The following is a 15,814-nucleotide window of genomic DNA, read 5'->3' on the forward strand; positions in this document are numbered from 1 at the left end:
CGTCCGCATTCTCTACGGCCGGCAAGCACGCGAAACGGTGGATGCCGGAACAAGCCCGGCACGACGGAGTGGCAGTAATCATCGCCGCGGCAATTCAACAGTGATCAACGTGCCCGCACCGGGCTCGGAGACCAGCTCGATAGTCCCGCCGTGCGCTTCGACGAACTGCTTGGCCAGCGGCAACCCCAACCCCAAAGCGCGATCCCCCATGGCTTTCGATTCCCCAAACCGGTCGAACGCATGCGCGACCGCCTCGGCAGTCATCCCCGGCCCATCGTCCGACACGACGATCCGCGCGGCGGTGGCGTTGCCATCGGTATGCAACAGCACCCGCCCGCCATCCGGCGTCGCCGCGACCGCGTGGCGGAGCAGATGCTCGACGACCTCCTTCAACCGCTTCGGATTGCCGTTGACCCGCCCGGTCGACCGAGCAACCTCGACCGCGAAATCCAGTTTGCGCCGCTTGGCAGACGGCAGGATCGTCTCCGCCGCCGCGCGCACGGTGTTCGCCAGATCGACATCGGTCCGATCCGTCTCCGCGCGGTCGCTCTCCGCGCGCGTCAGGTCGAGCACGTCGTCTACCAGCAACCCGAGCCGCTCGACGGACTCGAGGATCGCCCCGACATAGCCCTCGGCCTGCGGGGTCATCGCGCCGGCATAGCCGCCATGCAACATCTCCGCGAAGCCGCTGATCGACGTCAGCGGCGTGCGGAGTTCGTAACTCATGTTCGCGACGAACGCGGTCTTCACCTTGTCGGTCGCCTCCAGCGCATCCGCGCGATCGCGCAACGCCTGTTCGGCGCGCCGGCTGTCGGTGATGTCGAGCATCGTGAACAGCGCATTGCCATCGGGGAGCGGCACGCCGGCGAACTCGAAATGCCGTCCGTCCGCGAACGCCACGCGCCCACCGCGCTGCTGGCGTCCGACCGTCGCCGACCGGACCAGATCGGGGATCAACGCCGACCGACCGGGCGTCGCCAGCTTGGCACCAGCCGCCTCGGCAAACGAATCGACGCGCGGGTGCGAGGCGAGGAACTCTTCCTCCAGCCCCCACAGCGCGCGGAACCGGTTGTTCCAGAGCTGCAACCGCCCATCCGCCGCGAACACCCCGAGCGCCTCGAACAGATTGTCGAACGTCGCGGTCCGCACGCGCAGCAACGTATCGCGCGCACTGGCGAGTTGGACCTGCTCGGTGCGATCCTCGAAGATCAGCAACAGGCCGCCATCGGGCAAAGGCTGCGCGACGACGCGAAGATGCGTGCCGCCGCGGAGGTGCCAGTTCTCCTCCATCGCGCCGCCGCCTTGCGCGGAGCCGGTCTGCATGAACCAGTCGCGGCGCTCGGCCTTCCAGCTTGGGAAGTCGCGGACTTCGGGCAGGCGGTTCGCCTCGCGCATCCGCTCGAGCACGCGGTCGAATTCTGGCCGGTCCGCGAGCCATTCGCTGCGCATCGCGAACATCCGCCGGAACGGCTGGTTGCAGAATACGAGCGAGCGATCCCCGCCGAACTGCGCCACGCCCGCCGACAGCCGATCGAGCATCGCGCGCTGGGCTTCGGCAAAGCGCTTCGCCCCCGACCGCGCCTGTTCAAGCTCCTCGATATCGATTGCGAACCCGGCCACGCCGCCGCTCGACAGCGGCACGTCGTAGATCTGCAACGATCGCCGCGCGCCATCGATCGTGGCGGGAAGGACCTGTTGATGCGGACGTCCCTGCTCGCGCGCGACGGCGGCCCCGGCGAGAGGTCCGCCACGGCCAGATCCCTCGACCAGTTCCAGCCCGCGCGCCACGACATCGGCCGCATCGCGCCCCTCGACCGCATCGACGTACGCGCTGTTCACCATCGCCAGCCGCAGGTCGCTCGCGCGGTACCACATCGGCATCGGCGCCGCCTCGATCAGCCCGGTCAGCGATTCATACGCCTCACCCAGCCGCGTCGTCTCCGCGCCAAGCCGGGCGATCTCCGCCTCGCTGTCGGTCGCGTCGAAGGCCCAGAGCAGAACGGCCCCGGTCGCACCCATCTCGCCGGGCGCGCGACCACCTCGGAACGTGATCGCCCGCGTCGATCCCTGCAACCGCACCGATCGCACGAACGCCCGCCCCGACCGCTGTGCCGCCGTCACATCCGCAATCAACCGCGCCGCGTCGTCCGGCGACAGCCCCGTGCCGCCGGTCGCCAACTCCGCCAGCGACCGGGGCGGTGAGTCCAGCCCAAGCCAGTCCGCCATCCGCTGCGTCATCTCGATCCGCCCGCCGGACCGGATCACCGTGACGATTGCCGGCGAGCCGTCGAGGATCGTCCGCAATTGCGCGTTCGCCTCGATCGTGTCCGCCGCAGCGTTCCGTGCACGCACGCCGACATACAGCAGCACGCTCCCGACAACGACCAGTGCCAGCAAGAGAACACCGACGAGCACCGTCATCCCGAGCCCGAGCGTGATCATCGTGAAGCGGACGAGATACGAAGCAAGATCATCGTCACCCGTCTAAGCGTGACGAGGCCGATGGGGAAGACGGATGGAAAGCCAGCGGTCGATTGTCGTCCCGGGCGGCCCCCTCAGGCGACGGTCCATCGTCTGCAGGCTTTGCAGATAGGGCAAATAGGACTGTATACTTGCCGGAGTGTTGCATGGAAGAAACACCACGCAATAATCGGTCGCGGTTCGCCGCAAGATAATGGCAGGACCGATGTCCCAGCCTTAGGCAGCGCCGCATCGGCGAACGACAGCCCCCTTGTCGTTTCGCCCGAACCATATGCCAGGACCCTTTAGAATGCAGACCTATCGCCGCCGTTTGCTGGCCACGACGTTGTTCGTGGGTGCCGTTGCCCTCGCCGCTCCTGCGGTCGCTCAGGTCGCGCCGACCGAAGCACCGGCCACCGATCCGATGGCAACGCAGCCGCCCGTCGATCAAACGACCGCGCAGTCGGCCGCTAATCAGACCGCCAATCAGACCACGACTGATGCGCCGCAAGCCGACCAGGCTCCGGGCGACATCGTCGTCACCGGATCGCGCATCGCGTCGCCATCCGCTACCGCCGCCTCGCCGCTGCAGAGCGTCGGCATCACGCAGATCCAGCAGTCGGGCGCGATCAACGTCCAGGACGTGCTGCTGCAGAACCCGGCATTCGGCACGCCCGGCGTCAGCCGCACGAATTCGAGCTTCGCAACGCAGGGCGCCGGTATCGCGACGGTCAATCTGCGCAACCTCGGCGAGGACCGCACGCTGGTACTGGTCAACGGCCGCCGCTTCGTCTCGGGCCTGCCCGGCAGCAACGCGGTCGACCTCAACGTCATCCCGACGCAGTTTCTCGAGCGGGTCGACGTCCTCACCGGCGGCGCATCGGCCGTCTATGGCTCGGACGCGGTCGCCGGCGTCGTCAACATGATCTACAAGACCAAGTTCGACGGCGTGCAGCTGGACGGCCAGGTCGGCATGTCGCAATATGGCGACGGGTTCGATCGCCAGATCAACGCACTGGTCGGCAAGAACTTCGCCGACGGTCGCGGCAACATCATGTTGTTCGGCGGTTATTCGAAGCAGGGCACCGTCCTGAAGCGCGACCGCTTTACCGAAGCCGGTTCCAGCGCGATCGATTCCACCAGTCGCGGCGCCTATGTCACCGGCAACGACGCCGACCTGTTCACCCCGGAACGCCCATATTTGTCGGGCTTCGCGCCGCAGGGCCGTTACTACGCCGGCGACAGCACGTTCACCTATGGCCAGGACGGGGCACTGCGTGACTGCGTCTCGACCAATGGCACCGACGGGTGCATCAATGCCGATGGCACGGCGGCCGGTGCGGACGGCTTCAACCGGTCGAGCACCCGCTACCTCGCCGTTCCGGTCGAACGGTATGTCGGCGCGGGACGGGCCAATTTCGAAGTCTCGCCGGCGCTGAACCTGTTTATCGAGGGCAATTACGCGAAGACCAAGGTCAACACGGTGATCGAGCCCTTCCCGCTCGATTCGACCTTCAGCAACCCGCGCAACTCGGGTCAGATCCCGATCCAGACGGTCGTCGGCGGCATCACCTATCGTAACCCCTATGTCCCGGACGCGATCTTCAACGCGGCGACCGACACCAACGGCGACGGCCTGAAGGACATTTATTTCGACCGCCGCCTTTCCGATTTCGGCCCGCGCACCAGCAGCGTCACGCGTGACGTCTTCCGCATCGCCGGCGGCGCGAACGGCAAGTTCCTGGACGATCGCTTCAACTACGAAGTGTACGGCATCTACGGGCAGACCAAGGAAGACCAGGTCGGCAGCGGGCAGTTCAATACCGCTAACTTCTTCCAGGCGTTGAACTCCTACCGCGATCCGGCAACCGGCCAGATCGTCTGCGCCGACCCCGCCGCACGCGCCGCAGGCTGCGTACCGGCAAACATCTATGGCGCAGGCGCGCTGACGCCGGCGGCGTCGTATCTCGCCGTGCCGACCACGCTCAGCACGAAGGTGACGCAGACGGTCGCCGGCGGCAACGTATCGGGCAAGCTGTTCTCGCTGTTCGGCGCCGACCCGGTCGGGTTCAGCATCGGCACCGAATATCGCCGCGAAAGCAGCCGCAACGACTTCGATCTGCTCACGCAGCAGGGCCTGAACGGCAACAATGCGCTGCCGTCCACCGCCGGTCGCTTCCATCTCTGGGAGGGATTCGCCGAAGTCGTCGCGCCGATCATCCAGGATCGTCCGTTCTTCCAGTCGCTCAGCGTGCGCGGCGCGATCCGGGTGTCCGACTATTCGACCGTGGGCACGACCTACAGCTATAATTTCGGCGGGGAATGGGCGCCGATCGACGACATCCGCTTCCGTGTGATGCAGGCCCGCTCGGTCCGTGCACCGAACATCAACGAGCTGTTCCAGGCGCCGCAGCAGGACTTTCCGAGCGTCAACGATCCCTGCATCGGCGTGACCGCCGCGACGACCGGCACGCTCGGCACGACCTGCCGTGCGGCACCCGGCGTGCTGGCGAACATCGCGGCCAATGGCGGCACGTTCACCGCGAACCAGGCCGACGTCCAGGGGGTCACCAGCTTCGGCGGCGGCAACCCGAACCTGAATGAAGAAAAGGGCGATTCGTTCACAGCGGGCGTCGTCATCAACCCGCGTTCGATCCGGGCGCTGCGCAATCTGGTCGTCACGGTCGACTACTTCAACATCCGTATCAAGGATGCGATCGTCCAGACGCCTCTGCAGTACATCCTGAACCAGTGCTACGAGCAGGGTGCCACGGACTATTGCAGCCAGATCACACGCCGCGCAGGGCCATTGGGCCCGAACAGCGCTGGGTCGCTCGACCAGCTGACCAACAGCTTCCTCAACAGCGGCGGCGTGAAGACCCAGGGCATCGATACCGTCATCACCTATCGCCAGGACCTGACCGATATCGGCCTTGCCGGTACGCTCGGGCTGCGCGGGTCGTACACGCATCTGATCTCGGGCTACACCGTGCCGCTGCCGGACGCCGACCGCGATTATTTCGCGGGCGAAATCGGCGCATCGCGTGACCGGTTCACGACCAATGCGTCGTACGACATCGACGGCGTCGGCCTGACGATGACGGGTACGTGGATCAGCCAGGCGAGCCTGGACGATCAGCTGACGGGTGCACGCCCGGGTACCAATCCGCTCTACCGCGTGCGTCCGCAGTTCTACCTCGACTCGCAGATCCGCTTCCAGACAAGCGACGGCTTCGAATTCTACGTCGGTGGGTCCAACCTGCTGAACAACAAGCCTCCCTATCTCGCCGACATCGGCGCGTCGGGTGGCCAGGATACCGATGCAGGCACGTATGACGCGCTGGGCCGCCGCTATTATGCGGGTGTCCGGATCAACTTCTGATCCTTCCGCAAGATCGTCCTTGGAAGGGAGCCGGAAACGGCTCCCTTTTTTTGTGTGGTGGACGGCGGGCAGTAGGAACGCAGTGTAGCGACTGAGCTTCCACCGCGATGTCATCACGCCAAGTCCGGCAGCCCCCGACACATCGCATTCACGCGAAGGCGCGAAGATATCGACAAGCGGTCCGAGCTTGCCCGCTATGCAGACTGATTATGCACACTGGCAGCCTCGCTATCGCTGGGTATCCCCCGCAACTCCCCTTGCCTCTTCTACTTGGCGTCTTTTTCTACTTGGCGTCTTTGCGCCCTGGCGTGAGCAACCATCTCGTCCTTCTCAGGCTGGGTAGTCTTAACGCAAAAAGGCCGCGCCCACCTAATGGTGGACGCGGCCCTTTACGCAACGATCGTGCGAACGATCAGTAGCGGTAATGGTCCGGCTTGAACGGGCCTTCGACCGGCACGCCGATGTAGCCGGCCTGCTTGTCGGAAAGCTTCGACAGCTTCACGCCGAGCTTCTCGAGGTGGAGCATCGCAACCTTCTCGTCGAGGTGCTTCGGCAGGACGTAGACTTCGTTCTTGTAGTTCTCACCCTTGGTCCAGAGCTCGATCTGCGCGAGCGTCTGGTTGGTGAAGCTGGCCGACATCACGAACGACGGGTGGCCGGTGGCGCAACCCAGGTTCACCAGGCGACCCTTCGCCAGGATGATGATCTGCTTGCCGTCCGGGAACTTCACCAGGTCGGTGCCGGGCTTCACTTCGGTCCAGTCGTAGTTCGACAGCGCGGCGATCTGGATCTCCGAGTCGAAGTGACCGATGTTGCAGACGATCGACATCGGCTTCATCGCCTTCATGTGATCGGCGGTGATGACGTCGGCGTTGCCGGTCGCGGTGCAGAAGATGTCGGCGCGCGACACGGCCTCTTCCATCGTCACGACTTCGAAGCCCTCCATCGCCGCCTGCAATGCGCAGATCGGATCGACTTCGGTGACCATCACGCGTGCGCCGCCGTTGCGGAGCGACTGGGCCGAGCCCTTGCCGACGTCACCGAAGCCGGCGACGCAGGCGACCTTGCCGGCGAGCATGACGTCGGTCGCGCGACGGATCGCGTCGACCAGCGATTCCTTGCAGCCATAGAGGTTGTCGAACTTCGACTTGGTGACCGAGTCGTTGACGTTGATCGCGGGGAACGGCAGCTCGCCCTTCTTGGCGATCTCGTACAGGCGGTGGACGCCGGTGGTGGTCTCTTCCGAAACGCCCTTCAGGTTCTTGACCGTCTCGGTGAGGTAACCCGGGTTCTTCGCGACATACGCCTTCAGCGCACGCTGCATCTCGACCTCTTCCTCGTTCTCGGGCTCGGGCATCGTGTGGCCGGCTTCGAGCTTGGCGCCCCAAAGCGCGAACATCGTCGCGTCGCCGCCGTCATCGAGGATGATGTTGGCGGTCTGGCCTTCGATCTCGCGGTCCCACGAGAAGATATCGCCGACATAGTTCCAGTAATCCGCGAGGCTCTCGCCCTTGATCGCGAACACCGGCACGCCGGTCGCGGCGATCGCGGCGGCGGCATGGTCCTGCGTCGAGAAGATGTTGCACGTCGCCCAGCGGACGTCAGCACCGAGCGCGGTGAGCGTCTCGATCAGCACCGCGGTCTGGATCGTCATGTGCAGCGAACCGGTGATCCGCGCGCCCTTGAGCGGCTGCGCTGCGCCGAATTCGGTGCGCAGCGACATCAGGCCGGGCATCTCGGTCTCGGCGATGTTGATCTCTGCACGACCGAAATCGGCGAGGCTGATGTCGGCGACGACGTAGTCGGTCTTCGCGGGGGCGAGGGTGGTGGCCACGATGGGTCTCCTGGAAATTCTGTGATCGGCGAGCCTCATGCCCGTGCCGGATGCCGAGCCACTTAGGCGATCGAGGGCCTCAAATCAAATATAAAGATATCTTTATATGAGCTCGAGCCGATCCAGACGATCCCGTCTGACGGTCTTGTTCTCCTGCGAACGCAGGAGTCCAGGGCCACGAACGCCGACCCGCTTGATCCTGGGCTCCTGCGTTCGCAGGAGAGCGAAGTCACGCCCGCCCCGTCTCCGCCACCAGCAACCGCGGGTCCACCCCGGCCTGCGCGAACGCGTAGGTCCAGCGATCCTCGGCCGCGGTATCGAACAGCAGTTCGGTATCACCCGCCACGTTGAACCATCCCGGTCGCGACAACTCGCCCTCAAGCTGCCCGCCGTCCCAGCCGGCATAGCCGAGCGCGACCACCCACTCAGAAGGCCCCTTCCCCTCGGCGATCGCGCGCAGCACGTCGACCGTGCTCGACAGCTTCCACCGCCCGGCGACGTCGACGCTGTCCTGCCCGCCCCAGTCGGACGAGTGCACCACGAAGCCACGCCGGGGTTCGACCGGGCCACCGAAATGCACCGGGGCGTTGGGCGCATCGCCGGGCTCGATGTCGAATTGTTCGAGCAGGTCGTGGAAACCCAGGCCGACGATGGTCGCGCCCAAGCCGATGCCGATCGCGCCATTCTCGTCATGGCTGCACATTGCAATTACCGCCCGGGCAAAGCGCGGGTCGCTCATCCCGGGCATCGCGAGCAGAAATTGTCCCGAAAGAAAGGCCGTCTTGTCCATGCGTTGGAACATAGCGGCCCACACGGGCGCCCGCCACGCTTGAAAAACGCGCGTCCACGTCCAAGGTACGGCTCGCGCGCGACCACTTCGCGGCACAGGAGATTTTACATGACGATCAGCGTCGGCGACCGGCTTCCCACCACCAATCTCGTCAAGGCCACGGCAGACGGCCCCGATCAGGTCGATACCGACAGCTTCTTCAAGGGCCGCAAGGTCGCGCTGTTCGCCGTCCCCGGCGCGTTCACGCCGACCTGCTCGGCCAAGCACCTCCCCGGCTTCGTCGAGAAGGAAGCCGAGCTGAAAGCCAAGGGAGTCGATGAGATCGCCTGCGTCTCGGTCAACGACGCGTTCGTGATGGGCGCATGGGGCAAGTCGACGGGTGCCGGCGACATCACGATGCTCGCGGACGGCAATGGCGATTTCGCCAAGGCGATCGGGCTGACGATGGACGGCTCGGGCTTTGGCATGGGCACGCGCAGCCAGCGCTATTCCATGCTGGTGAACGACGGCGTGGTCGAGCAGTTGAACGTCGAGGCTCCGGGCGAGTTCAAGGTGAGCTCGGCCGAGCATCTCCTCAGCGAAATTTGATCTAAGAGGGCGGGCGCGATACCCGCCCTTATTCCCACCCCGGCGAAGGCCGGGGCCCAATTGGCAGGACCTAGGTAACTTCGGGCTGCCCGCCTTTACGTCTGTTCCCCAATTGGGCCCCGGCCTTCGCCGGGGTGGTTTCAAGCGGTAGGTCGCCCAGTCTTGCCACGGTAACCTCCGCCACCTAACACTGCGCGATGACAATCGCATCCGACCTCGTCGCCGACCTCGACCGCCTCTACCGCGCCTCCGTCGAGCGCCTCCAAGCCGCCATGAGCGCCTATATCGCCGACGGCACGACGCCCGATCCCGCCAGCCGCACCGACGGGTCGTTCGCCTATCCCGAAATCCGACTGACCTATAAGGGCGGCGTCGATCGCCCCACGCCGCTGCGCTCGTTCGGCCGCATGGTCACGCCCGGCGAATACAAGATCAGCGTCACCAAGCCCGCGATCTTCGCCGAATATCTGATCGAACAGCTCACCCTGCTGATCGAGGACTACGACGTCACCGTCGAGGCGGTCGAAGGTCGCCAGGAAATCCCGTTCCCCTACGTGATCGAACCCGGCCACGCGCTGAGCCTAGACGAGGTCTCCGCGACCGAATTGTCGCGCCATTTCCCCGCCACCGAACTCGCGCATATCGGCGACGAGATCGCCGACGGTCTCTGGGTCGCGAACGACGACACGCGCCCGCTCGCGCTGTTCGACGGCCTGCGCACCGATTTCAGCCTCGCCCGCCTGCGCCACTATATGGGCACCCCCGCCGAGCACGCGCAGCGCTTCGTGCTGTTCACCAACTATCACCGCTACGTCGACGAATTCGTCCGCTGGGCGGGCACGCAGCTGGGGGAAGACAGCCGTTTCACCAGCCTGTCGGGCGCGGGCGGGATCACGATCTCGTCGGGCGAAGACATCGACAAGATCATCTCCGACAGCGCCTGGCGGCGGCACCAGATGCCCGCCTATCACCTGATGGCGGACGACCGCACCGGCATCACGCTGGTCAACATCGGCGTCGGTCCGTCGAACGCGAAGACGATCTGCGACCATCTCGCGGTGCTGCGTCCAGAGGCGTGGCTGATGATCGGTCATTGCGGCGGACTGCGGCCGAGCCAGCGGATCGGCGATTATGTGCTCGCGCATGCCTATCTGCGCGACGATCATGTGCTCGACGACGTCCTGCCGCCCGAGATTCCCGTGCCGGCCATCGCCGAAGTCCAGGTCGCGATGGCCAAGGCGGCCGAGATCGTGTCGGGCCAGTCGGGCGAGGAACTCAAGCGCCGCCTGCGGACCGGAACGATCGTGACGACCGACGACCGCAACTGGGAACTCCGCTATTCGAAGTCCGCGCTGCGCTTTTCGCTGAGCCGCGCGGTCGGCATCGACATGGAGTCGGCGACGATCGCCGCGCAAGGCTATCGGTTCAGAGTCCCCTACGGCACGTTGCTCTGCGTCTCGGACAAGCCGCTGCACGGCGAGCTCAAGCTGCCGGGGCAGGCCAACCGCTTCTACGAACGCGCGATCAGCGAGCATCTGCGGATCGGCATCGAGACCTGCGAACAATTGCGGCTCGAGGGCGCCAAGCTGCACAGCCGCAAGCTCCGCGCGTTCGACGAGCCGCCGTTCCGCTAAGCTGGGTGTGTAAAAACCGGAGCGGATTGCCCGGGAATGCGTTACGGTTGCGGAATCATTGCTGAGGGAAGATAGCCGTGGCCGACACCGACACGCCCGATACTGAAGCGAAGAAGCCCGCCGCCCGCCGGCGCGCACCGCGTAAGGCTAGTGCGCCGAAAGCGGCGTCGGCTGCGTCGTCGGTAAAGCCGGTCGCCGCCAAGCCCGTACCGACCGCGAAACCGGTTGCGGACAAGCCGGTGCCCGTTGCGCCGCCCAAACCGGTTGCTAAACCGGCGCCCAAGCCGCGCTCGACCAAGCGCAGCACCCCGCGCCCCGTGTCTGCCCGCAAGCCGGTCACGCCGGTTGCAGTCGCCACATCACCGGAAAAGACACGTGGCAAATGGGGTGCGGCTGCGATCTTCAGTGGTGTCGCGGTAGCGGGTGCGGCCGTTGGGGCGCTGCTGACGCTGCGGGGGAGCACGCCCAAGGCTGCGGCACCGCTTAAGCCGAAGGGCAAGCAGGCGCATCAGGCCGACGGGGCGGATTCGTCGAAGTCGTTCGAGGCTGGCATTGCTGATCCGGGGACGGTTCCGGAGTAAGCTGGTCACGCCGAACAGCTCACCACCCCGGATAGCACGCCACCCCAGATAGCACGCCACCCCGGCGGAGGCCGGGGCCCAGTTGGGGGACGTTGCTAACCGAGCGATGCGCTTCGTTACTCTGGACGTTCCAACTGGGCCCCGGCCTTCGCCGGGGTGGTGCAATTTTGCGCGATCCCAGCACATTTCCCGTTCCCCCGCGGAGGCGGGGGCCTAGCTAAACCACGGGTGCGTTCGTAACCCTGGGCCCCCGCTTTCGCGGGGGAACTAGAAGTTAGAACGCGAACGTCAGCTGGCGATAAGCCAAAGGCCCCATCACCACCCGGTCGGCTTGCCCTTGTTCTGCACGTCCAGCCATGTCTTCAACGGCGCAAAATACTCGACGAGTGCCGCGCCCGACATCTCGCGGCTGCCGGTGAATACCTGTAGCGCGTCCGGCCAGGGCTTGGACTGCCCCATGCTCAGCATCGCGTTCAGCTTCGTGCCGACCGCCTTGTCGCCGTAGAACGAACAGCGATGCAGCGGTCCCTTCCAGCCGGACTGGTCGCACGCCGCCTTGTAGAACTGGAACTGCAACACCCGCGCCAGGAAGTAGCGCGTGTACGGTACCGCCGCCGGGATATGGTATTTGCCGCCCGCATCGAACTTGGTCTCGTCGCGCGCAACCGGGGGCTTGATGCCCTGATACTGGAGCCGCAGCTTGTCCCATGCCGCCTGATAGCCGGTCGTCGGGATCTGGCCCGAGAACACGCCCCAACGCCATTTGTCGATCAGCAGCCCGAACGGCAGGAACGCCACCTTGTCCATCGCCTGGCGCAGCAGCAGCCCGATGTCCTTGTCCGCGCTCGGCACCTTCGCCTGGTCGAGCAGGCCGATCTTCACCAGGTAATCCGGCGTGATCGACAAAGCGACGGTATCGCCAATCGCCTCGTGGAAGCCATCGTTCGCGCCGTTCTTGTAGAACATCGGCTGCGCCTTGTACGCGCGCTGATAGTAATTGTGGCCGAGCTCGTGGTGGATCGTGACGAAGTCGTCCGCGTTCACCTTCGTGCACATCTTGATCCGGATATCGTCCTGGTTGTCGAGATCCCAGGCCGACGCGTGACAGATCACGTCGCGGTCGGCGGGCTTGGTGATCTGCGACCGCTTCCAGAACGTGTCGGGCAGCGGTGCGAAGCCGAGCGACGAGTAGAACCCCTCGCCCTGCTTCACCATTTTCAGCGGGTCATAGCCCTTGGCCTTGAGCAAATCGCCGGTGTCGTAACCGACGTCGCCTGCCCCCTTCGGCGCGACGATGTCGTAGATATTGCCCCACTCCTGCGCCCACATGTTGCCGAGCAGATCGCTGCGGATCGGCCCGGTCTTGGCCTGCACCGCATCGCCGTATTTCTCGTTGAGCTTCCACCGCGTGTAGGTGTGGAGCGCCATGTAGAGCGGCTCGACCTCTTTCCAGATCTTGTCGGTGAGCGCCGCGAACTGCTCCGGCGTCATGTCGTAGCCCGAGCGCCACAGCGCGCCGACGTCCTTGTAGCCGAGCTCGCGCGCGCCTTCGTTGGAGATCGCGGTCATCTTGGCATAGTCGCCGCGCATCGGCGCGCCGACCTTGTCGTTCCAGCTCGTCCACATCTCCTGCAGCTTCGCCGGATCGCGGCTCTCGCCCATCGCCGCCTCGATATCCGAGCCGTTGATCGGCTTGCCGTCGAGCGTGCCCATTCCCTTGCCGTAGAAGGACGACATCTTGGTGGTGAGCGTCGACAGCTCCTCGGACGCGCCCGCGCGCGTCGGGGCCGGCAGCGTCAGGCCGCCGCGCAGCAGATCGAGCTTGCGCTTGGTGTCGAACGAAAGCCCCGGGAGGGACGCATAGCGGGCCGCGCCGAGCGCGTACTTCACGCCGAGATCGGTCATCTCCGCGCCCGACTTCGCGGCCAGCGCATCGGTATCGTCGGTGATGTAGGTCGCGTTGACCCACGCAACGCGCGACGCATCGACCGACTTCGCAGCGAATACCCGCTCGGCCTCGGCAACAAACGCATCCGCCTGCGCGACGGTCGGCTTGCCGGTGGCGGCGGGTTGTGCGGCCTGGGCGCCGGCAACGGACGGCACGGCGCACAGCGCCCCGGCCAGAGCAAACATCGAAACGCTGAACCGAACCATCATTATCCCCTTTATATGGGGCATTGATTGCGGATGGAGCATGGCGAGGTCAACCCACCATGCCGAGCGTGATGCTCGCCTCCCTCCGTCATCCTGACGAAAGTCAGGACCCAGAGCCACATAGGACGACGCGGGTTACCCTGGGTCCTGACTTTCTTCAGGATGACGGCTTGAGGCGGGCAGTTTGGTTTTATCCTGCGAGGAAATCCGCGATTGCCTGGCCAAGCTCGGGCTTTACCACAGCGCTCATATGCCCGCCCGGCGTCTCGACATACGTCCCGTTCGGCAGGATCGCAGCCAGATCGGGGGCGGAACCATTATCCTGGTCCTCGCCACCGCACACGACCAAAGTCGGCTGCTGGATCGCCTTCACGGACTCCAGCGGCGTATCGACGAACGTCTCGAGGATCCCGAGCAACGCGACCGGATCGCCGCCGGTGGTCTTCAGGAATGCCTCCGCGAGCCACTCGGGCGTGCCCTGCACATGCTGCCCGAGCTTGGTCAGGATGTTCCGGAAGTGCGAGGCGCGGCGCGACGTGTGCGTCAGCCCCTCCAAGCCCATGCCCGAGAAGATCACGCGCCGCGGCGTCGCCCCCGTCGCCAGCATCCGCGACGTGGTCCGCGCGCCGAGCGAATAGCCGCCCAGGTCGTAGTTCGTCAGCCCGAGATGGGCGACCAACGCGTGACCGTCCTGCGTCAGCGCATCGGCGGGATACGCCTCGAGCCCATGCGGCTTCCCGCTGTCGCCGTGCGCGCGCAGGTCGGGCATGATGACCCGGAAGCCCTTCGCGGCGATCTTCGCGGCATGGCCGTAGCGGATCCAGTTGGTCTTCGCGTCGGAAAAATAGCCGTGGATCAGCACGACGGCCCGGCCTTCGCCGACCTCGTGCCACGCCAGCCGCGTGCCGTCGAAGCTCTCGAAAAACTGGGTATCGCTCGGGGTGCTGGCCACGGTCTCGTCCTGTCGTGCTGGGGGTGCCGCCAATTCGGTCCCCGGGTCCGGGGTGTCAACCCGCGGGCGTGCGAACCGCAAACCGGGTGCGCGGTGCGACGCCCCAAGAAAAAGCCGCGCCGCCATCTCGTAATGGCGGCGCGGCAATGTCGTTCAGTCCGTCCCGGTCGCGCGGATCAGGCCTTTTGCAGATGCCGGCGCCCGAGCAGTTCGGCGATCTGGACCGCGTTCAGCGCCGCCCCCTTGCGGAGGTTGTCGCTGACGCACCACAGGTTCAGGCCGTTCTCGACGGTCGGATCCTCGCGCACGCGGCTGATGTACGTCGCGAAGTCGCCGACGCACTCGATCGGCGTGATGTAGCCGCCGTCCTCGCGCTTATCGACCAGCATGATGCCGGGTGCCTCGCGGAGGATGTTCTGCGCTTCCTCGGCCGAGATCTCGTTCTCGAACTCGATGTTGATCGCTTCCGAATGGCCGACGAACACCGGCACGCGGACGCAGGTCGCGGTGACCTTGATCTTCTTGTCGAGGATCTTCTTGGTTTCGACGACCATCTTCCACTCTTCCTTGGTCGAGCCGTCGTCGAGGAAGCTGTCGATGTGCGGGATCACGTTGAAGGCGATCTGCTTGGTGAACTTCTTGGGCTCGGCCGGATCGCCGACGAAGATGTTGCGGCTCTGCTCGAACAGCTCGTCCATCCCCGCCTTGCCCGCGCCCGACACCGACTGGTAGGTCGAGACGACCACGCGCAGGATTTTCGCGGCGTCATGCAGCGGCTTCAGCGCGACGACCATCTGCGCGGTCGAGCAGTTCGGGTTGGCGATGATGTTCTTCACGCGATAGCCGTCGATCGCCTCGGGGTTCACCTCGGGCACGATCAGCGGCACGTCGGGGTCCATGCGGTAGAGCGACGAATTGTCGATCACCACGCAGCCGGCGGCGGCGGCGATCGGCGCGTAGACCGCGGTGCCCTCGGAGCCGATCGCGAACAGCGCCATGTCCCAGCCGTTCCAGTCGAAATGCTCGATGTTCTGGCATTTGATCTGCTTGCCGGTGTCGCCGTAATCGACCATCAACCCCTGGCTGCGCGACGACGCGACGCAGGCGATCTCGTCCGCCGGAAACTCGCGCTCCGCCAGGATATTGAGCATCTCGCGCCCGACATTGCCGGTCGCCCCTGCGACCACCACCCGATAACCCATGTCTTAACTCCGATTGGACTTGGCCGCGCACTAACGTCGTTGCGCGGGCAGGTCCAACGGCTTTCGACTTGTTGCGCGGATAGAGGGGGTTTGGGGTGCCGTGATTATACGCCACCTTACTGTCCGCCCCCATGTTCCCCCGCGAAGGCGGGGGCCCAGTCTGGCCCCCCGCCTTCGCGGGGGAACAATCTTTTCGCACCACCGCCCCAAATAGTAGCTTCACCAATAATAGCACCA

10 protein-coding genes are annotated in these 15,814 nt (G+C 65.3%); 4 read left to right on the plus strand and 6 right to left on the minus strand.

The window, feature by feature from the left end; all coding sequences use genetic code 11:
- Positions 1–78: 78 nt before the first annotated feature.
- Positions 79–2,442: a sensor histidine kinase gene (locus SPHN_RS02735; protein ID WP_248520930.1), complete on the minus strand. Its 2,364-nt coding sequence runs from the start codon at positions 2,440–2,442 to the stop codon at positions 79–81.
- A gap of 328 nt (positions 2,443–2,770) precedes the next feature.
- On the opposite strand from SPHN_RS02735, the gene SPHN_RS02740 reads away from it, so the two are divergent.
- The gene (locus SPHN_RS02740) at positions 2,771–5,842 is read left to right on the plus strand and encodes a TonB-dependent receptor plug domain-containing protein (RefSeq protein ID WP_248520931.1); all 3,072 of its coding nucleotides are present in this window, start codon (positions 2,771–2,773) and stop codon (positions 5,840–5,842) included.
- Positions 5,843–6,254: 412 nt separating this feature from the next.
- On the opposite strand, the gene ahcY is transcribed toward SPHN_RS02740, so the two are convergent.
- Together ahcY and SPHN_RS02750 are read right to left on the minus strand one after the other, a co-directional pair.
- On the minus strand, positions 6,255–7,715 hold the full coding sequence (ahcY, locus tag SPHN_RS02745) for an adenosylhomocysteinase (RefSeq protein ID WP_432715038.1): 1,461 nt from the start codon (positions 7,713–7,715) through the stop codon (positions 6,255–6,257).
- A 190-nt stretch (positions 7,716–7,905) separates the two neighbouring features.
- A complete protein-coding gene (locus tag SPHN_RS02750; RefSeq protein WP_248520933.1) occupies positions 7,906–8,466 on the minus strand; it encodes a YqgE/AlgH family protein in 561 nt (186 codons plus the stop codon).
- A gap of 108 nt (positions 8,467–8,574) precedes the next feature.
- On the opposite strand from SPHN_RS02750, the gene SPHN_RS02755 reads away from it, so the two are divergent.
- The 3 genes from SPHN_RS02755 (at position 8,575) to SPHN_RS02765 (ending at position 11,269) form a co-directional block, all read left to right on the plus strand.
- Positions 8,575–9,054 carry a peroxiredoxin gene (locus SPHN_RS02755; protein ID WP_248520934.1) on the plus strand — a complete coding sequence of 160 codons (480 nt, stop codon included), beginning with the start codon at positions 8,575–8,577 and terminating at the stop codon, positions 9,052–9,054.
- Between the two features lie 197 nt (positions 9,055–9,251).
- Positions 9,252–10,688, plus strand: coding sequence for an AMP nucleosidase (locus tag SPHN_RS02760; RefSeq protein WP_248520935.1), 1,437 nt, complete (start codon positions 9,252–9,254; stop codon positions 10,686–10,688).
- Positions 10,689–10,765: 77 nt separating this feature from the next.
- Positions 10,766–11,269 carry a hypothetical protein gene (locus tag SPHN_RS02765; RefSeq protein ID WP_248521508.1) on the plus strand — a complete coding sequence of 168 codons (504 nt, stop codon included), beginning with the start codon at positions 10,766–10,768 and terminating at the stop codon, positions 11,267–11,269.
- Positions 11,270–11,584: 315 nt separating this feature from the next.
- On the opposite strand, the gene SPHN_RS02770 is transcribed toward SPHN_RS02765, so the two are convergent.
- From SPHN_RS02770 to SPHN_RS02780, 3 genes are all read right to left on the minus strand, one after another.
- Positions 11,585–13,423: a M2 family metallopeptidase gene (locus tag SPHN_RS02770; protein ID WP_248520936.1), complete on the minus strand. Its 1,839-nt coding sequence runs from the start codon at positions 13,421–13,423 to the stop codon at positions 11,585–11,587.
- Positions 13,424–13,613: 190 nt separating this feature from the next.
- Positions 13,614–14,375 (minus strand): alpha/beta fold hydrolase, encoded by a 762-nt coding sequence (locus tag SPHN_RS02775; protein ID WP_248520937.1) that lies wholly within the window; start codon positions 14,373–14,375, stop codon positions 13,614–13,616.
- A gap of 176 nt (positions 14,376–14,551) precedes the next feature.
- A complete protein-coding gene (locus tag SPHN_RS02780) occupies positions 14,552–15,577 on the minus strand; it encodes an aspartate-semialdehyde dehydrogenase (protein WP_248520938.1) in 1,026 nt (341 codons plus the stop codon).
- Positions 15,578–15,814 lie beyond the last annotated feature (237 nt).

Source organism: Sphingomonas faeni (assembly GCF_023195535.1).
Classification (GTDB): domain Bacteria; phylum Pseudomonadota; class Alphaproteobacteria; order Sphingomonadales; family Sphingomonadaceae; genus Sphingomonas; species Sphingomonas faeni_B.